Below are 18617 nucleotides of genomic sequence, written 5' to 3'. Positions count from 1 at the left end.
GCCTATGGCGCCAGCAAGCGCGCGATCGAGGACATGTTGGCCGATTTCGGTGCGGCCCACGGGCTGCGGTCGGTGATCTTCCGCTATTTCAACGTCGCCGGTGCTGACCCCGATGCCGAAGTCGGCGAGTTTCACCGCCCCGAGACGCATCTGATCCCGCTGATCCTCGACGCTGTGGACGGACGGCGCGCCGCGCTGACCATCCACGGCACCGATTATCCGACCGATGACGGAACCTGCATCCGCGATTACGTCCATGTCATGGACCTGGTCGATGCCCATCTGGCCGGACTGGAATGGTTGCGGGCAGGCCGGGGCAGCCGGGTCTTCTGCCTGGGAACGGGCGCGGGCTTTTCCGTCCGCGAGGTGGTCGATGCGACCGGGCATGTCACCAACCGCGCCGTGCCGATGCAGCACGGACCGCGCCGGGGCGGCGACGCCGTCAAGCTGGTCTGCGGCAGCCAGCGCGCGCGGGACGAATTGGGCTGGAGGCCCGACCGCTCGACGATGAAGCAGATGATCGGCGATGCCTGGCGCTGGCACCAGAACGGCCGCTACGAGGGTTGATGGCGAAGGCGGCCCGACATGACGGGCGGGTGTGGCAGCTTTGGCTGCGCTATCGGCTTCGCTGGAAAAGACGGGAATTGTTGTGGCGTGCGATCCGGGCCGGTCGGCGGCTGAGCCCGGTGGCCGACCGCAGCGCCGGGATCCGGCGCGGCGATATCCTGTGTCTGGCCACGATCCGCAACGAGGCCGCGCGCCTGCCCCGGTTTCTGGCCCATTACCGCGGGCTTGGGGTCGCGCATTTCCTGATCGTGGACAATGACAGTGACGACGGCTCGGCCGAATTCCTGCGCATTCAGGGCGATGTCTCTCTGTGGCGCGCGCGCGGCAGCTATCGCGAGGCGCGCTTCGGGCTGGACTGGGTGAATGCGTTGCTGTTTCGCCACGGCCGCGGCCATTGGTGCGTGACCGCCGACGCCGACGAATTCCTGATCTATCCCGATTGGGAAGAACGCGATCTGCATGCGCTGACCGCGCATCTGGACGCGAGCGGCATCGAGGCGATGGGCGCGCTGATGCTGGATCTGTATCCGCAGGGCGCCCTGGGCCGGGCCGACGCGCCCGAGGATGCGCCATTGTGGCTGCGTCTGCCCTATTTCGATGGCGGTCCCTATCGCTGCCGGACGATCCAGCCCCGCCGCAACCGCTGGGTGCAGGGCGGCGCGCGCGAGCGGGCCTTTTTCGCGACCGATCCCGCCCGCAGCCCGACCCTGAACAAGCTGCCGCTGGTGCGCTGGCGGGCGGGGCGGGTCTATGTGAACTCGACCCATTCCATGTTGCCGCCGCGGCTGAACGACGCCTGGGACGGGCCGGGCGATCCACGCCTGTCGGGCGTGTTGCTGCACGGCAAGTTTTTGCCCGATATCCTCGCGCGCTCGGCCGAGGAACTGACCCGCCGCCAGCATTTCCGCGATCCCCATGCCTATGCGGCCTATCACCGGGCCATCACCGAGGCTCCGGTCCTCTGGCACGAAGGATCCCGCCGCTTTGCCGGATGGCGGCAATTGCTGGATCTGGGCCTGATGGGCGCGGGCGAATGGCTGTCGGGTGGTGAACGGCCTTGTCAAACGCGGTCCGAGGCATCATTGCAAGCAATAACAGACATCAACACCAGACAACCGGGCCGCCCGAACCAGCAATGAAATCGATCAGCCGCCTGCCGATTCCGGACCGCCTGCGCCGCAGGGCCGAGCGGCAATTGCTGATCGCACGGGCTTTTGGCCGGCGCCGCGTGCTGCGGGTCGATGCCGACCGGACGCCGCTGATCAACAGGCACGATATCCTGGCCTTCGTCACCCTGCGCAACGAACGGGTGCGGCTGCCCTATTTCCTGGATTATTATCGCGACCTGGGGGTCCAGCATTTCCTGATGGTGGACAATGGCAGTTCGGATGGCAGTGCCGACTACCTGCGCCGTCAGGATGACGTGTCGTTGTGGCGCACCAATGCCGGCTACAAGAAAGCCCGGTTCGGAATGGACTGGCTGGGCTGGCTGCTGATGCGATACGGCAACGGCCATTGGTGCCTGACCGTCGATCCCGACGAGTTTCTTGTCTATCCGCATTGCGACACGCGGCCTCTTTCGGCGCTGACAAGCTGGCTGGATTCGATCGGGCGCCGCGCATTCCCGGCGATGCTGCTGGACATGTATCCGTCCGGCGGAATCGAGGATCAGCCGTATCGAGAAGGACAGAACCCGTTCGAGATCGCCCGTTTCTTCGATCCGGCGAATTATGCCATCAGCAAGAACGACTATTTCGGCAATCTCTGGATCCAGGGCGGTCCGCGGATGCGCGCCTTCTTTCCGCAGAACCCGCTGGCAGGACCGGCGCTGAACAAGATTCCGCTGGTCAGATGGTATTGGCGCTATGCCTATGTCAGTTCGACCCACATGCTGCTGCCGCGCCGCCTGAACCAGGTTTTCGACGAGGAGGGCGGCGAGATGGAATCGGGCGTGCTGCTGCATGCCAAGTTCCTGTCCACATTGGTCGAAAAATCTGCCGAAGAGCTTGACCGCCACCAGCATTACGCCAATTCCCAGGAGTATCGCGCCTATAATGCCGGGATCGAACGGGGGCTTCGCCTGTGGTGCGAGGAATCGCGCGAATACGGCGATTGGCGCCAGCTCGAAGATCTGGGCCTGATCAGCCGGGGAAACTGGGCATGATGCCGGGATCGGTCAGGCTGGGGGTGCTGCTGCTGTGCCATGCCGATCTGGACATCGCCGCGCGGATGGCCCGGATCTGGGCCGAAGGCGGCGCGCAGGTCTGCATCCATATCGACGCCAATGTCCGAGACCGGCATGTCGAGTTGATGCGCGTCGCGCTGGCCGATCTGAAGCGCGTCGCCTTTTCCGCCCGGCGACATCGCTGCAAGTGGGGGGCCTTCAGCCTGGTTCGCGCGACGCAGGACACGGCGGCGCAATTGCTGGCCGATCATCCCGACCTGACCCATGTTTATCTGGCCTCGGGGGCCTGTCTGCCACTGCGACCGGTCCGCGATCTGATCGCCTTTCTGGCGGCCGATCCGGAGCGCGACCATATCGAAAGCGTCAGCGCCTGGGATGTCGGCTGGACCGTTGGCGGGTTGAACGAGGAACGTTTCACCCTGTATTTCCCGTTCGACTGGCGCCGCCGGCGCTGGCTTTTCGATCGCTGCGTGGCATGGCAGCGGCGGCGGGGGATCCACCGCAGATTGCCCCCCGGCCTGTCGCCGCATCTGGGTTCGCAATGGTGGTGCCTGACGGCGACGACGCTGCGGGCGATCCTGGATGATCCCGACCGGCCCCGGCACGACCGCTTTTTCCGCTATAGCTGGATCCCGGATGAAAGCTATTTCCAGACGCTGGCCCGCCGCCATTCGGTCCAGATCGAAAGCCGGTCGCTGACGCTGGCCAAGTTCGATCATGAGGGTCGCCCGTTCCAGCTTTATGATGATCATGGCCAGATGCTCGAGGAATCGAACTGTTTCGTGGCGCGCAAGCTGTGGTCTGGCTCGGCGGGGCTTCTGGCGCGCTTTCCGCGCCGGGGCGAGGGCGCGCCCGATGTCAGCCCGCCCCGGCCCGCCCGGTTCGAGCGGATGATCACCCGCACCGTCCAGCGCCGGGTCCTGGGCCGGCCCGGCCTCTACATGCAGAGCCGCTTTCCGCGCAAGGATGCCGAGAACGGCAAGACCTCGGCTCCTTATGCCGTATTTCAGGGTTTCAGCGACATTTTCCCGAATTTCGAATCCTGGCTTCAGGATCAGGTGGCGGCCGATGTCCACGGCCATCTGCTGGGACCAGAAACGGTCGAATTCCGCGGTCGTCCCGGCATCGGGCCAGGCGCCATATCGTCGCATGTCGCGGTGCGAGACCGCGATCCGCAGGGCTTCCTGACAGCGCTGATCCGGATCGCGCCGCGGATGCAGATTTTCCAATTCGGCCCGCGCGACAATCAGGCGCTGAACTGGTTCATGGCCACCGATCCCAACGCTTGTCTGTTCGTGGTGACCGGGGCCTGGATGATGCCGCTGATCGATTGCGCCATGCCGTTCGACGATGTTCGCCGGATCAGCGCCCATTTGCAAAAGGTCGAGCTGGCGCAGTTGAACGTGCTGAATTCGGTCTGGGTGAAGGCACGGGTGCAGGTTCATGACCTGACCGACTTTCTGGCCCGTCCGCGGGCAATCCTGGACGATGCGCTGCGCCAGGTCGATCCGCAGCACCGGGGTCTTCCGGCGGGCGATCTGCCGCCTGTCCGCGACACGACCGGGCTGCCTGCGCTGTTGCGCCGGCTGCGCAATTCCGGCCTGCGCCCCCGGCTTGCCGGCGAGGCCCTGCCGCAAAACGAGGTCGCCACCGGCGAAAGGAACGCAGCCGAATGACCGAACCCTTCCGCAGCTTCGTGATCTTCGCCGAGATGCGCACCGGCTCGAACCTGCTCGAGGCGACGCTGAACGCGGTAAAGAAGGTGACCTGCTTCGGCGAGGCGTTCAACCCCTACATGATGGGCTGGCCCGACAGGGACGAGTTGCAAGGCGTCACCCGCGACCAGCGCGAGGCCGATCCGATGGCGCTGCTGAAAAGGCTGTTGGACCGGCCGGGGCATCTGCCGGGCTTCCGCTATTTTCATGACCATGATCCGCGCGTCTTCGACGCGATCATGGACGATCCGCGCTGCGCCAAGATCGTGCTGACCCGCAACCCGCTGGACAGCTATGTCTCGACCCGGCTGGCCTGGGCCACGAACCAGTGGAAATTGAACGAGACAGAGACGCCGATCCCCGCCACGATCACCTATGACGGGGCCGAATTTCGCGAAACGCTGTCGGCGATCGAGGATTTCCAGCTTCGTGTTCAGAATCGGTTGCAGACCAGCGGCCAGACGGCATTCTGGCTGGGCTACGACGATCTGCGCGACAGCGGCGTGATGACCGGCCTTCTGCACTGGCTGGGGCGGACCGATCTGGACCGGGTCGAACCGGCCCGCGATCAGGTGCCGCAGAACCCCCGCGAACTGGCCGGCAAGGTCACGAATTTCGATGCGATGCAGGCCGATCTGGCCAGCCTGGACCCGTTCCTGCTGCGCAAGATCCCGAATTTCGAGCCGCGTCGAGGCCCTGCCGTCCCCAGCCTGATCGCGGTCGAGGCAGGCCGTGGCCTGATCTGCATGCCGGTCAGGGGCGGCCCCACCGGACCCGTGCAGGACTGGATGGCTTCGCTGGGACCGTTGACGCGCGATTTTACCCAGACGACTCTGCGGCAATGGAAACGGGGCCATCCCGGCCATCGCAGCTTCACCGTGCTGCGCCATCCGCTGCACCGAGCCTGGGACGCCTTCATGCAGCTTCTGGGTGACGCGCCGCCGCCCTTGCGGCAGGTGATGCGCGAGGTTCATCGCGTGCCGCTGCCAAGGGACGATGCCCTGATGGACCTGACGGATGACCGCCTCGCCGCGCTTTTTGCGGATTTCCTCGGATTTCTGAAGCGCAACCTGAACGGGCAGACGACGCTGCCCACGCATCCGAACTGGGCCAGCCAGTCCGAGGTCGTGGCCGGTTTCGCCCATTTCGCCGCGCCCGACATGGTGATCCGCGAGGATCGGATGGCAACCGATCTGGCCCATCTGGCCGACACCGCCGGTATCGTGGCGGCAACCTGCCCCCGGGCCGAGGACTGGCCCGCATTCCTGGATGACCCGGCGCTGGAACGGGCCGCGCATGCCGCCTATCTGCGCGACTACGCGACCTTCGGCTTTGCCGAACCGGCATAACCGGAACCGCCGCCCCGGCGGATGACCCTGCGCGACGCCGCTATCCTTTCAGGATCGCCGCCAGTTCCGCCTGTTTTTCCCGCACCAGCTCCGCATCGCCATCGGATTCGAGGTTCAGTCGCACCACCGGCTCGGTGTTCGACTTGCGCAGATTGAAGCGCCAGGTGCCGAAATCCAGCGACACGCCGTCAAGATCGTCGCGGCTGTCGGCCTTGTCCTCGTAGCGCCCGATCAGCCGGGCGATCGCGGCGTCGGGATCGTCGATGTGATAATTCGTCTCGCCCGAGGATGGATAAAGCCGCATCCGTTCCGACAGCAGTTCGGCCAGCGTCTGTCCCTTGCGCGACAGAAGTTCGATCATCAGCAGCCACGGAATCATGCCGCTGTCGCAATAATAGAAGTCGCGGAAATAATGATGCGCCGACATCTCGCCGCCATAGATCGCGCCGACATCACGCATCTTGCGCTTGATGAAGGCATGACCGGTCTTGCTGACCACGGCCTCGCCGCCCGCCTCCTCGATCATCGCGCGGGTGTTCATGATGACGCGGGGATCGTGGACGATCTTCTCGCCGGGCGACTTTTCCAGGAAGGCCGCGCCCAGCAGGCCCACGATATATTCGCCGGGAATGAATCGGCCGTTCTCGTCGAAAAAGAAGCAGCGGTCGAAATCGCCGTCCCAGGCCACGCCCAGATCGGCCTTTTCCTGTTTCATCTTCTCGACGGTCGGCGGCTGGTTCTCGGGCAGCAGCGGATTCGGGATGCCGTTGGGAAAGCTGCTGTCCACGTCATGGTGCATCCGCACGAACGTCAGTGGCGCGCCGCGGCGTTCCAGTTCGCTGGCGATCGCATCGAAGGTGGGTCCGGCGGTGCCGTTGCCCGCATTGACGACGATCTTCATCGGCCGCAGCGCCGAAATGTCCACGAAATCCGCCATCGCCCTGGCATATTCCGCGCGGGCATGGCTGAAATCGGTGACGCTGCCCTTTTTCGCCGCGGCAAAACGGCCCGACGTCGCCAGATCGACGATCGGCGGCAGTTCCGTTGCCGGATCCAGCGGCGCCGAACCGCGCCCGACGATCTTCATCCCGTTGTAGTTGATCGGATTATGCGACGCGGTCACCTCGATACCGCCATCCGTGTCTTGAAAGCCGGTGTGGAAATAGACCTCTTCCGTCCCCGCCAGTCCCAGATCCAGCACATCGGCGCCGCCATCTGTCAGCCCGTCGATCAGAGCCGCCGCCAGTTCCGGCGAGCTTTCGCGACTGTCGCGGCCGACCACGACGCACCTGGCCCGACGCGCCTCGGCGAAAGCCCGGCCGATCCTGTAGGCGACATCGGCGTCCAGGTTCTTGCCCAGTTCGCCGCGCACGTCATAGGCCTTGAAACAGGTGATCTCTCGCTTGCCCAGATTGGATTTGTCGGTCATCGGTTCCCCTCCTCCCTGCGCAGGGTCATTCATAGCGCTAGCAGCTTGGCATCAGAATTCAAGTCTGCGGCTGGTCCCTTGGCATCGGGTGACGCGGACCGCGAACGGCTTTAGAGAGGGCGAAACGCATATGAGGCTCAAATGGATGCAAAATCTCTGATCTCCGCCTATTTTCAGGCCTTCAATGACGGCCAGACCGACCGGATGCTGGATTTGCTGCATGAGGACATCGAACATCACGTCAATGAGGGCCGAATCCGCAAGGGCAAGGCGCTGTTTGCGGAATTCGGCCGCCACATGAGCCGTTCCTACCGCGAGACCCTGACCGACATGGTGATCTTCGCCAATGAGACGGGCGACCGTGCCGCTGCCGAATTCATGGTCAATGGCACCTATCTGAAGACCGATGAGGGCCTGCCAGAGGCGAAAGGTCAGACCTATCGCCTGCCGGCAGGGTCGTTCTTTTCCATTCGCGATGGCAGGATCGCGCGGGTGACCACCTACTACAACCTCGCCGATTGGGTGCAGCAGGTCAGCCGATGAGCGTTACCACCCGCGTCCTGACCGGAGAATCGCTGGCCGCCGCGCTGGATGATGTGGCCCGCCTGCGCATCGCCGTATTCCGCGACTGGCCCTATCTCTATGACGGGAATGCCGATTACGAACGCGATTACCTGCGTGCCTATCGGTCGCCGGGCGCCGTTGTCGTCGCGGCGATGGACGGTGCGCGCATCGTCGGTGCCGCGACGGGCGCGCCGATGACCGACCATGCCGAGGATTTTGCGACAGCCTTTGCGGACCGCCCGGAAAAGCTGTCGCGCATCTTCTATTGCGCCGAATCGGTGCTGCTGCCCGCCTATCGCGGGCGCGGGATCGGACACGCCTTTTTCGACGCGCGCGAGGCCCATGCCCGCGATCTGGGCCACGACTTTTCCGCCTTCTGCAGCGTGATCCGGCCGGCCGATCATCCGGCCCGCCCCGCAGACTATCGCCCGCTGGATGATTTCTGGCGCAAACGCGGCTATGCTCCGCTCGAGGGCGTGTTCGCGCGGTTTTCCTGGAAGGATCTGGGCCAGCCGCGCGAAACCGAAAAGAAACTGCAATTCTGGATGAGGCCATTGTGAAGATTGCCGCCGCCGCCTATCCGATCGACTGGCTTGACGATTTCGACGCCTACGAGACCAAGTTGACCCGCTGGGTCGCCGATGCCGAGGGCGCGGATCTGCTGGTCTTTCCAGAATACGGGGCGATGGAACTGGCCTCTCTCGGCGGGCGCAGCGTGGCGGGCGATCTGGAGGCATCGCTGCACGAGGTGGCGCGGCACGGCGATGCGGTCGCGGCCCTGCATGAACGCCTGACGGCGGAGTATGATTGCCATATCCTGGCGGCGTCCGGCCCCGCTTTCGAGGGTGGGCGGCCGACGAATCGCGCAGTGCTGTATGGACCGGGCGGACGGATCGGACATCAGGACAAGCAGATCATGACCCGGTTCGAGCGCGACGACTGGGATGTCGCCGGGGCTCCGGGCCTGCGGGTTTTCGATACAGCGCTTGGCCGGATCGGGGTGCTGATCTGCTATGACAGCGAATTTCCCCTGCTGGCCCGCCCGCTGGCCGAGGCGGGGATGGAATTGCTTCTGGTGCCGTCGTGTACCGACACGGTGGCGGGTTTTCACCGCGTCCGCATCGGCGCGATGGCACGAGCCCTGGAATGCCAGTGCGTCGTGGTTCACGCCCCGACCGTGGGCGACGTGGACTGGAACCCGGCGATAGACGTCAATCACGGGCGCGCCGCGATCTATGGCCCTCCGGATGGGTTCTGGCCCGAAACCGGCATCATCGCCGAAGGCGCGATGGATGAGCCCGGCTGGGTAATGGCCCGGATCGATCTGTCTCGCGTCGCCAGAAGCCGCGCCGACGGGGCGGTCCTGCCTTTCGCCCACTGGCCGGAATCGGAAAAATCGCGCCTCGTCTGAGACCTTTTCGCGTCATCTGGGCGCGAATTTACCAGGCGTTAATGAAAACTGCTTTAAATGGCGGCATCACAAGCCATATCTTGTGGTCATGCTTTATATCACAGACAAGATAACTATCGAGGAATGGGAGCTTTCGGAAAACTTCACCCGGTCGCAGGGACCGGGCGGGCAGAATGTGAACAAGGTCGAGACAGCGGTCGAGTTGCGGTTCGAGGCGGAGCGATCTCCCAACCTCGCCGATCCGGTCAAGCGGCGGCTGCAACGGCTTGCCGGACGACGCTGGACGCAGGACGGGGCAGTGGTGATCCTGGTGCAGGAAACCCGCTCGCAGGCGCGCAACCGCGAGATCGCGCGTGACCGGATGGCGGATCTGATCCGGCGCGCCAGCGTCGCGCCCAAGCGACGCATCGCCACCCGGCCGACATTGGGCAGCCAGCGGAGGCGGCTGAAGGCCAAGGCCAGTCGCGGGCAGGTGAAGGCGATGCGGGGAAAGGTGGAGACGGACGAGTGACGCTGCTGGGGAAATCGTTGCGGATGCTGGTCGGCAAGCGCCCGCCCGCCTTGCAGGTCGGCGCCCTGTGTCTTCGACCGCGGGACGGCAAGGTGCTGATGATCACCAGCCGCGGCACCGGGCGCTGGATCATTCCCAAAGGCTGGCCCATGCCGGGGCATTCGCTGGCCGGCGCGGCCGGTCGCGAAGCCTGGGAGGAAGCGGGCGCCGAGGGACGGACAGGCCATCGCGAACTGGGGCGCTACATCTATGACAAGGTGCAGGACAGCGGCTTTGCCGTGCCGGTCGAGGTCCATGTCTTTCCGCTGCATGTCGATCGGCTGAGTGATGTCTATCCCGAATCCGGCCAGCGGCATCGGGAATGGTTCGCGCCCGGGCGCGCCGCGCAACTGGTCGCCGAACCGGGCCTCGCTGCGATTCTGCGGGGTCTTGGTGCGGGCGCCGATGTGAAGACGGATACCGTCTTGCGCCCGCGCGGGAGCCGCTGATCCGGTGGCCGGTGTCATGTGGAGAACGCCGAGATGAGCGGACCCGGCCGCCCCTTTCACACATTGGACAAGGATCTGGGCCGGATCACCCATGTCGAGACGGCGCAGCTCTACGCCTTTCGGCCCGTCTGGCGACTGGGGCTGGCGGTGTTGGCGCTGGTTGCGCTGCTGATCCTGGCGATCGGGCTGACCGGGCGCGATGCGGGGGCGGTCGGCTTCGGCGCGGGACTGGTCGTGGCGGGCTGGCTGGGGCTGGCCATCGGCTCGAACGATGTGGCGAATTCGCTGGGTCCAGCCGTCGGCGCCGGTGCCATCGGCCTGCTGCCCGGCCTGGTCCTCGTTGCGCTGGCCCAGATCGCGGGGGCGTCGCTGGCGGGCGGTGCCGTCACCGACAGGCTGGCCAGTGGCATCTTTGATCCGGGGATGCTGGAAAGCGGGCTGAGGGCGCAGATGGCGATGCTGGCGGCGCTGATCGGGGCGGCCTGCTGGATCACGCTGGCGACCGGCATCGGCCTGCCGGTCAGCACCTCGCATTCCATCGTTGGCGGCCTTGCCGGGGCAGGAATCGCCGCGCTTGGCGCGTCGTCGCTGGATTGGCCGTCCCTGGCGATGATCGCGCTGGTCTGGATCATCGCGCCGGTGGTCTCGGGGGCGCTGGCGGCGGCGGTATTGATCTTGCTGCGGATCAAGGTGATGGTGGCCGCGGATCGGGTCGCGGCGGCGCAAATCTGGCTGCCGCCGCTGGTCGGCGTGATGAGCGGATTGTTCGTCACGTATCTTGGCCTGCTGGCCTCGATCGCGACCACCGGGATGTTGCTGGCCGGGCTGATCGCCGGATTGCTGGCCGATCGCCTGATGCGGCGGCATCTGCGGTCGGCCTTCGTGCTGCGCGGCGAGAAGCCCAGCAGCAAAAGGCTGTTCCGGCCGCCGCTGCTGGCTGCGGTGGTGCCGCTGGCCTTCGCGCATGGTGCGAATGATGTCGGCAATGTCGCCGGGCCGCTGACCGTGATCGTGACCGCGCGCGGCGGTGAGGCCGGGGGCCAGGTTTCGCTGGTCGCCATCCTTCTGGCCGCTTTTGCCATCGCGGTGGGCACGCTGTTTTTCGGGCGCAGGCTGGTGCGGATGGTCGGCAGCGGCATCACGCGGCTGAACGCGGGCCGTGCCTTCTGCGTCTCGCTGTCCACGGCGGCGACGGTTCTGGCGGCATCCTGGGCAGGGCTGCCGGTCTCGACCACCCATATCGCCGTCGGCGGCATTTTCGGCGTCGGTTTCGCGCGTGAATGGCTGGACCGCCGGCAAAGGCGCCAGCGCGAGGTCATGCCGGCGGAAGAGGCGCGGCGGCGCCGGCTGATCCGGCGCAGCCACGTCGCGACGATCACGACCGCCTGGCTGGTGACGGTGCCGCTGACCGCGCTGATGGGCTGGCTGGCCTGCGTGCTGATCCTTGCCGCGACGCCGGGCTGAAAGGGCCGCTAGACGACCACGTCCAGCAGCGCCTGATGTCCGACGTCGAAGACGCGCTTGTAGCGTTCGATCTCGGCCGCCGGGCCCATCGCCTTGGCAGGGTTGTCCGACAGCTTGACCGTGGGCCGTCCATCCGCAGCGACCGCCTTGCAGACCAGGCTGAACGGTGCCAGCCCGTCGCCCGGCACGAAGCCGCGAAAATCGTTGGTCAGCAACGTGCCCCAGCCAAAGCTGACCTTGACCCGGCCGTGAAATTGTCGATGCAGCGCCACGATCCTGTCCACATCCAGCCCATCCGAGAAGATGATCAGCTTCTGCCGAGGATCCTCGCCCCGGTCCCGCCACCAGCGGATCGCGGCCTCGGCGCCCTCGGCCGGTGCGCCGCTGTCGATGCGGATCCCGGTCCAGCCCGCCAGCCAGTCGGGCGCGTGTTTCAGAAAACCCTCGGTGCCATAGGTGTCGGGCAGGATGATGCGCAGATTGCCCTCGTGTTCCTCATGCCAGTCGGCCAGCACCTCGTAGGGGGCCTGCCGCAACTCGGCGTCGCTGTCGGCCAGCGCGGCATAGATCATCGGCAATTCGTGCGCATTGGTGCCGATTGCCTCGATGTCGCGCCGCATGGCGATGAGACAGTTCGAGGTGCCGGTGAACCGTTCGCCCAGCCCCTCGATCATCGCCTGGACGCACCAGTCCTGCCACAGGAAGCTGTGCCTGCGCCGCGTGCCGAAATCGGCGATGCGCAGATCGGTCAACTGGCGCAGGGTCTGGACCTTTTCCCACAGCCGGGTCATGGCGCGGGCATAGAGAACCTGCAATTCGAACCGCCCCATGTCCTTCAGCACGGCGCGCGAGCGAAGTTCCATCAGGATGGCAAGGGCGGGGATTTCCCACAGCATGACCTGCGGCCAGGTGCCTTCAAAGGTCAGCTCGTACTGGCCCTTGCGCTTTTCAAGCTGGTAGGGCGGCAGGCGCAGCCCTTCGAGGAATTCCATGAAATCGGGGCGAAACATCTGTCGCTTGCCGTAGAAGGTGTTGCCACGCAGCCACGTGCTTTCGCCGCGCGACAGGCTGAGGCTGCGCACATGGTCCAGCTGCTCGCGCAATTCGCCCTCGTCGATCAGTTCGGCCAGGCGGACGGTCTTCGTGCGGTTGATCAGGCTGAAGGTGACGCTGGTATCGGGCCGATTGCGAAAGATCGACTGGCACATCAGCAGCTTGTAGAAATCGGTGTCGATCAGCGACCGGACAATCGGGTCGATCTTCCATTTGTGGTTATAGACGCGCGAGGCGATATCGACCATGACAAGTCCCCCTGTAGCATGTCATTCGTGCCCCGAAAGACGCGGCCGCCGCAAGGCCGGGAAACGGGAAAGACGGCATCGCCCCGGCCCGTGCCGGTCTGAACCCATCCTGGGGCCGGCGGTGGCAGGAGGATGAGGGGTCAGGTCAGGGTCACGCCGGCCGCGCGCATGGCCTGTTGGGCCGCGCCCTTGCTGCCGTCCAGGTCGATGGCGCGGGTTGCGGATTCGATCACGCGGGCGGCAAAGCCCAGCTTCGCGGCGTCGATGGCGCTCCAGGCGACGCAGAAATCATGGGCAAGGCCCACGAAGGTCAGTTCCGTCAGGCCGCGTTCGCGCAGATAGCCGGCCAGCCCGGTCGGGGTCTTGTGGTCGTTCTCGAAAAACGCCGAATAGCTGTCGATGCTGGCGCGAAACCCCTTGCGGATGATCATGTCCGCCCGCGACACGTCGAGGCCGGGCACGAAATCCGCCCCGGTGCCGCCGATGACGCAGTGCCTGGGCCAAAGGACCTGCGGCCCATAGGGCATCTGGACCAGACTGAAAGGGTCGGCCCCCGGATGGTTGTCGGCAAAGCTGGCATGTCCGGCCGGATGCCAGTCCTGGGTCAGCACCACCGCGTCGAAATCATCCATCATCGCGTTGATCGTCCGGGCAAGTTCATCGCCGCCGGCGACCGCCAGCGCGCCGCCCGGGCAGAAGTCGTTTTGCAGATCGATGACGATCAGGGCCTTCGGCATCGGCGGCCTCCTTTGCGGTTCGTCCATGGGTAGAAAGCGGCGGCGCCTGCGTCAATGGCTTGCCATGACCGCTCCGCCTGGCTTATGCCGCGCCCATGCCGATTGTCGCCGCCCTCTATCAATTCACCCGGCTCGCGGATCCAGCCGCGTTGCGTGCGCCGTTGCTGGCCCTGTGCGAGGCGCAGGGTATTCGCGGCACCCTGCTTCTGGCGCCCGAGGGGATCAACGGCACCCTCGCCGGCGAACGCGAGGGCATCGACACGGTGCAGACCCATATCCGCGCCTTGCCGGGCTGCGCCGGGCTGGACTGGAAGGAAAGCCGGGCCAGGGCCATGCCCTTTGGCCGCATGAAGGTGCGCCTGAAGCGCGAGATCGTGACCATGGGTCAGCCCGAGGTGGATCCGGGTTCGGCGGTCGGGCGCTATGTCGCGCCATGCGACTGGAACGCGCTGATCGCCGCATCCGACGTCGTCGTGATCGATACCCGCAACGATTACGAGACGGCCATCGGCACCTTCGAGGGCGCCGTGGATCCTCAAACACGTTCTTTCCGCGACTTTCCGGCGTGGTGGCAGGCCAATGCGCATCGTTTCGAAGGCAAGCGGATCGCGATGTTCTGCACCGGCGGCATCCGCTGCGAGAAATCCACGAATTACCTGCTGTCCCAGGGCGTCGAGAATGTCTTCCACCTCAGGGGCGGTATCCTGAAATATCTCGAAGACGTGCCCGAGCCTGACAGCCTGTGGCGCGGCGAATGTTTCGTCTTCGACCGGCGCGTCAGCCTGGGCCACGGCCTGAAGCAGGGGCGATACGGATTGTGCCACGCCTGCCGCCGCCCGCTGGCGCCCGGCGACCGCGCAAGGCCGGACTACGAGGAAGGCGTCTCGTGCCATCGCTGCGCGGATGAATATGACGACGCCGACCGCGCGCGATTCCGCGAACGCCAGCGGCAATTCGATCTGGCACGCCACAGGAACGCGGGATGAGCCGCTGTTCCCTTTTCCGGCAATCGCTGGCAGCCATTGGCATACCGGGAATTGCGGACGACCGGATCGTTGACCCGGACCCGCTGCGGGCAGGGCGCTGAGATGTCGGAACGCGCGATCGGTGATCTTCTGGATCTTCTGGGCCGGTTGCTGATCGCGGTCCTTTTCGCGGGCGGGGCGATCCAGAAACTGACCGATCCGGCGGCCGTCCAGCAATTGCTGGATCTCGCGGGGTTGCCGGGCGTTCTGGTCTGGCCGCTGGCGGCGATGAATCTGGCCGCGGCCCTTGGTCTGTTGCTGGGGCCGAAGGTGACCTGGTGGGCGCTGCTGCTTGCCGCCTATTGCATCGCGACAAGCTGGTTCCACTGGCAGTTGCGGGCCGATCCCTGGCAGGTGACGATCGTGGTCAAGAACTGGTCCATCGCGGGCGGGCTGCTGATCCTGGCGGCCAACGGTCCACGCCGCTTCGTGATCTGGCGATAGCGCGGCTCAGCGCGTCTGGCCCAGCCCGCCGGCGGCGATGGCAGCCATGTTCAGGATGTCGTTCACGGTCGAGTTGGTGGAACAGATCTGGATCGGCTTCGGCACGCCTGTCAGGATCGGCCCGATCACCGTCGCGCCCGCCATTTCCTGCATCAGCTTGACGCTGATCGAGGCCGAATGCCGCGCCGGCACGACCAGCACATTCGCGGGTCCGGTCAGGCGGCTGAACGGATAGCGCGCGGCGGCATCCATGTTCAGCGCCACGTCCACGGTCATCTCGCCCTCGTATTCGAAATCGACGCCGCGTGCGTCCAGCACCTCGGGCGCCTCGGCCATCTTGATCGCGCGTTCGCTGATCGGATAGCCGAAATTCGAGAAGGACAGGAAGGCCACGCGCGGATCGAGGCCCAGCCCCCGCGCCACATGCGCGCCGCGGGTGGCGATATCGGCCAGGTCCTCGGCCTCGGGCCATTCATGGACCAGCGTGTCGCCGATCAGCACCACCCGACCCTTGTGCAGAACGCCGGTAATGCCCACCGCGCCATCCTGCGGACGCAGGTCGAAGACCTGCCCGATCTGGGCCAGGACATGCGCGTTCTTGCGCGTGGCGCCGGTCACCAGCCCGTCGCCGTGGCCATGCGCCAGCATCAGCGCGGCAAAGACGTGGCGGTCGCGATTGGCCAGTTTCAGCACGTCCTCGCGGTCCACGCCCTTGCGTTGCAGGCGCGCATAGAGGAAGTCGTGATAGGCATCCAGGTGGCGCGTGTTGCCGGCATTGACGACCGCGATCTCGCGCACCGCATCGACGAGGCCGGCGGCTTCCAGCTTTTCGCGCACGTCGGCCTCGCGGCCCACGACCAGCGCCTGACCCATCCCGCCACGCTGCCAGGCCACGGCGGCGCGCAGCACGCGGGGATCATCGCCCTCGGCAAAGATCATCCGCGCCTGTTTCCTTCTGGCACGGGCATGAATGCCCTGCAGGATCGCCGCAGTCGGGTCCATCCGGGCCTGCAGCGCCTGGATATAGCCCTCCATGTCGATGATCGGGCGCCGCGCGACGCCGGTATCCATGCCGGCCTTGGCGACGGCAGGCGGCACCACATGGATCAGGCGCGGATCGAAGGGCGTCGGGATGATGTAGTCGCGGCCGAATTGCAGCTTGAGGCCATAGGCCACGGCCACCTCGTCGGGCACGTCCTCGCGCGCCAGCCGCGCCAGCGCCTCGGCGCAGGCGATCTTCATCTCGTCGTTGATCGCGCGGGCGTGAATGTCCAGCGCGCCGCGGAACAGATAGGGGAAACCCAGCACGTTGTTGACCTGGTTGGGATAATCGCTGCGACCGGTGGCGATGATGGCGTCGGGGCGAACGGCGCGGGCATCCTCGGGGGTGATTTCGGGGTCGGGATTGGCCATCGCGAAGATGACCGGATTGTCGGCCATGCCGGCGACCATGTCCTGCGTCACCGCGCCCCTGGCGCTGACGCCCAGAAACACGTCCGCGCCCTTCATCGCATCCTCCAGGCTCCGCGCCTCGGTCTGGACCGCATGGGCCGATTTCCACTGGTTCATGCCCTCGGTCCGGCCCTGCCAGATTACCCCCTTGGTGTCGCACATCAGGCAGTTCTCGTGCCGCGCGCCCATGGATTTCAGCAATTCCAGGCAGGCGATCCCGGCGGCGCCAGCGCCGTTCAGCACGATCCGCACATCCTCGATCCGCTTGCCCGACAATTCCAGTGCGTTGATCAGGCCCGCCGCGCAGATCACCGCCGTTCCGTGCTGGTCGTCATGGAAGACCGGGATGTCCATGATCTCTTTCAGCCGGCTTTCGATGATGAAACATTCCGGGGCCTTGATGTCTTCCAGGTTGATGCCGCCGAAGGTCGGTCCCATCAGCCGCACGGCATTGATGAATTCGTCCGGATCCTCGGTATCCAGTTCGATGTCGATGGCATTCACGTCGGCAAAGCGCTTGAACAGCACCGCCTTGCCCTCCATCACCGGCTTGCTGGCCAGCGCACCCAGGTTTCCCATCCCCAAAATCGCCGTCCCGTTCGAGATGACGGCGACCATGTTGCCCTTGGTGGTGTAGTCATAGGCCGTCTCGGGGTGGTCGGCGATGGCCTGCACCGGCACGGCGACGCCGGGCGAATAGGCCAGCGACAGATCGCGTTGCGTCGTCATCGGGGTCGAGGCGACGATGTCGTATTTGCCCGGATAAGGCTCCATGTGATAGGCCAGCGCCTCTTCCGGCGTGATCCGGCTGCGGCGTGTCTTGTCGCTCATGGTGTTCCCCTTCCGTCGCGGCGTCGAACCTGATTACAGCGGCCGGGCTCTCGTCTCAATCTGTTCGGACGGCCCGCCATCGTGTTGACACGCTGTCAAGACCCGCCATTGTCGGGCGGTGTATCTGACGGGGACAAGTCTTGGCTAGGAAAATCATCGTTCATATTGGGCAGCCGAAAACCGGCACGACCAGTTTGCAGGCTGCTCTTCTCAAAGGACAAAAGCATCTCCTCGATCAGGGGATTCTGTATCCGACGCCACTTTTTTCCATCAACCACGGCGCTCTGGTTCTGCCTTTCAGGCAGGAGGTTCAGCGTTCCATGATGAGATTTGTTGGAACAGATATCCGGGAGGCGAGAAGAAGAGGTCGCATCTACTGGAGGAGTGTCGTCGAAGAGGCCGCCATGCACGACGTTGGCACCGTCATAATTTCCAGCGAATTCATTTGGGGGTTGAGACATCTGCCAAAATTCTATGAAAATTTGCAAACGGCCTTTGGAAGCGAAGCAGCGATCGAACTGATGGCCTATCTTCGCACCCCGTCCCAACATTATATCTCGGCGGCGCAACAGAAGCTGAAGATGGATCACCGATTGCCGATCTTCAGATATAGCCGCCTGAAACGGCTCAAGGAGGTTTCGGATATTGCTCCGCTGAAACTTGGCAAGTTTTCACGCGATGCGCTGCATGAAGGCGATATTTTGTCTGACTTCTGCTTGAGATATAATATAAAAACGGCCAATCTGCGCCACCGTAAAAAAGAGGCAAACACGACGATTTCGGCCGAAGGGATGATCCTTCTGCAAACATATCGGCGTAGAAATCATTCCGAAAGGGGCGATATGCCGACCGATGACACTAATCGGCTGTTGAATGCGATCGCTCGGGAAGAGGCGGCGAACCCCGGAATCTATACGCGCCCGAAACTCCGACCGGAATTCGCGCAATATCTCGACCGGGATTGTCAGACATTCGCGTGGCTTCGGAAGGCACACGGCATCGACTTGCATCAAGATCATGGCGTCGCGGAGGGCATGATGCGCGACGTGGCCGAGGCCGAAGACGTATCGGAACTGGTCGGTTTCGATCCCGATGCGTTGCACCGCCTGCGGCAGGCGGTGCTGTCGTGACGGCGGGATCGGGC

General features: G+C 64.9%; 18 protein-coding genes. 14 read left to right on the top strand and 4 right to left on the bottom strand.

Annotated elements, in window-relative coordinates:
• The 5 genes from B4A72_RS09450 to B4A72_RS09430 form a co-directional block, all read left to right on the top strand.
• Positions 1 to 567, top strand: a 567-nt coding sequence (locus B4A72_RS09450) for an NAD-dependent epimerase/dehydratase family protein (RefSeq protein WP_292978423.1), incomplete at its 5' end; no start/stop codon positions are given.
• Positions 567 to 1706, top strand: coding sequence for a glycosyltransferase family 2 protein (locus B4A72_RS09445; RefSeq protein WP_292959150.1), 1140 nt, complete (start codon positions 567 to 569; stop codon positions 1704 to 1706). The genes B4A72_RS09450 and B4A72_RS09445, both read left to right, overlap by 1 nt.
• The gene (locus B4A72_RS09440) at positions 1703 to 2731 is read left to right on the top strand and encodes a glycosyltransferase family 2 protein (RefSeq protein WP_292959149.1); all 1029 of its coding nucleotides are present in this window, start codon (positions 1703 to 1705) and stop codon (positions 2729 to 2731) included. The genes B4A72_RS09445 and B4A72_RS09440 overlap by 4 nt, the downstream gene beginning before the upstream one ends.
• Entirely contained in the window at positions 2728 to 4428 is a 1701-nt protein-coding gene (locus B4A72_RS09435; protein ID WP_292978421.1) for a beta-1,6-N-acetylglucosaminyltransferase, read from the top strand. The genes B4A72_RS09440 and B4A72_RS09435 overlap by 4 nt, the downstream gene beginning before the upstream one ends.
• Positions 4425 to 5816: a hypothetical protein gene (locus tag B4A72_RS09430; RefSeq protein WP_292959147.1), complete on the top strand. Its 1392-nt coding sequence runs from the start codon at positions 4425 to 4427 to the stop codon at positions 5814 to 5816. Before B4A72_RS09435 ends, B4A72_RS09430 begins: the two co-directional genes overlap by 4 nt.
• 40 nt (positions 5817 to 5856) lie before the next feature.
• Here the strand turns inward: B4A72_RS09430 and B4A72_RS09425 are convergent, their stop codons facing one another.
• Positions 5857 to 7245, bottom strand: a complete 1389-nt coding sequence (locus B4A72_RS09425) for a phosphomannomutase (RefSeq protein ID WP_292959146.1) — start codon at positions 7243 to 7245, stop codon at positions 5857 to 5859.
• 141 nt (positions 7246 to 7386) lie between these two features.
• On the opposite strand from B4A72_RS09425, the gene B4A72_RS09420 reads away from it, so the two are divergent.
• From B4A72_RS09420 to B4A72_RS09395, 6 genes are all read left to right on the top strand, one after another.
• Entirely contained in the window at positions 7387 to 7788 is a 402-nt protein-coding gene (locus B4A72_RS09420) for a ketosteroid isomerase-related protein (RefSeq protein ID WP_292959145.1), read from the top strand.
• Positions 7785 to 8369: a GNAT family N-acetyltransferase gene (locus tag B4A72_RS09415; RefSeq protein ID WP_292959144.1), complete on the top strand. Its 585-nt coding sequence runs from the start codon at positions 7785 to 7787 to the stop codon at positions 8367 to 8369. The genes B4A72_RS09420 and B4A72_RS09415 overlap by 4 nt, the downstream gene beginning before the upstream one ends.
• On the top strand, positions 8366 to 9220 hold the full coding sequence (locus B4A72_RS09410; protein ID WP_292959143.1) for a carbon-nitrogen hydrolase family protein: 855 nt from the start codon (positions 8366 to 8368) through the stop codon (positions 9218 to 9220). The genes B4A72_RS09415 and B4A72_RS09410 overlap by 4 nt, the downstream gene beginning before the upstream one ends.
• 88 nt (positions 9221 to 9308) lie before the next feature.
• Complete coding sequence (arfB, locus tag B4A72_RS09405) at positions 9309 to 9731, top strand: alternative ribosome rescue aminoacyl-tRNA hydrolase ArfB (protein WP_292959142.1); 423 nt, start codon at positions 9309 to 9311, stop codon at positions 9729 to 9731.
• Complete coding sequence (locus tag B4A72_RS09400; protein WP_335661974.1) at positions 9728 to 10219, top strand: NUDIX hydrolase; 492 nt, start codon at positions 9728 to 9730, stop codon at positions 10217 to 10219. The genes arfB and B4A72_RS09400 overlap by 4 nt, the downstream gene beginning before the upstream one ends.
• Positions 10220 to 10252: 33 nt before the next feature.
• A complete protein-coding gene (locus B4A72_RS09395) occupies positions 10253 to 11683 on the top strand; it encodes an inorganic phosphate transporter (protein WP_292959141.1) in 1431 nt (476 codons plus the stop codon).
• Between the two features lie 8 nt (positions 11684 to 11691).
• Here the strand turns inward: B4A72_RS09395 and pncB are convergent, their stop codons facing one another.
• Positions 11692 to 12984, bottom strand: a complete 1293-nt coding sequence (gene pncB, locus B4A72_RS09390) for a nicotinate phosphoribosyltransferase (protein ID WP_292959140.1) — start codon at positions 12982 to 12984, stop codon at positions 11692 to 11694.
• Positions 12985 to 13124: 140 nt separating this feature from the next.
• On the bottom strand, positions 13125 to 13721 hold the full coding sequence (pncA, locus tag B4A72_RS09385) for a bifunctional nicotinamidase/pyrazinamidase (RefSeq protein WP_292959139.1): 597 nt from the start codon (positions 13719 to 13721) through the stop codon (positions 13125 to 13127).
• A 95-nt stretch (positions 13722 to 13816) separates the two neighbouring features.
• Here pncA and B4A72_RS09380 point away from each other — a divergent pair, with 95 nt between their 5' ends.
• Positions 13817 to 14707: a rhodanese-related sulfurtransferase gene (locus B4A72_RS09380; protein ID WP_292978419.1), complete on the top strand. Its 891-nt coding sequence runs from the start codon at positions 13817 to 13819 to the stop codon at positions 14705 to 14707.
• Positions 14708 to 14809: 102 nt separating this feature from the next.
• On the top strand, positions 14810 to 15190 hold the full coding sequence (locus tag B4A72_RS09375; protein WP_292959137.1) for a DoxX family membrane protein: 381 nt from the start codon (positions 14810 to 14812) through the stop codon (positions 15188 to 15190).
• A 6-nt stretch (positions 15191 to 15196) separates the two neighbouring features.
• On the opposite strand, the gene B4A72_RS09370 is transcribed toward B4A72_RS09375, so the two are convergent.
• Positions 15197 to 17473 carry an NADP-dependent malic enzyme gene (locus B4A72_RS09370; RefSeq protein ID WP_292959136.1) on the bottom strand — a complete coding sequence of 759 codons (2277 nt, stop codon included), beginning with the start codon at positions 17471 to 17473 and terminating at the stop codon, positions 15197 to 15199.
• 140 nt (positions 17474 to 17613) lie between these two features.
• On the opposite strand from B4A72_RS09370, the gene B4A72_RS09365 reads away from it, so the two are divergent.
• Positions 17614 to 18603, top strand: coding sequence for a hypothetical protein (locus B4A72_RS09365; protein WP_292978417.1), 990 nt, complete (start codon positions 17614 to 17616; stop codon positions 18601 to 18603).
• Positions 18604 to 18617 lie beyond the last annotated feature (14 nt).

Origin of the sequence: Paracoccus sp. UBA5162, assembly GCF_002413585.1 — a bacterium.
Lineage (GTDB): Bacteria > Pseudomonadota > Alphaproteobacteria > Rhodobacterales > Rhodobacteraceae > Paracoccus.
Note: the sequence above shows the minus strand (reverse complement) of the source record. Positions and strands in the feature narration are given on the sequence as shown.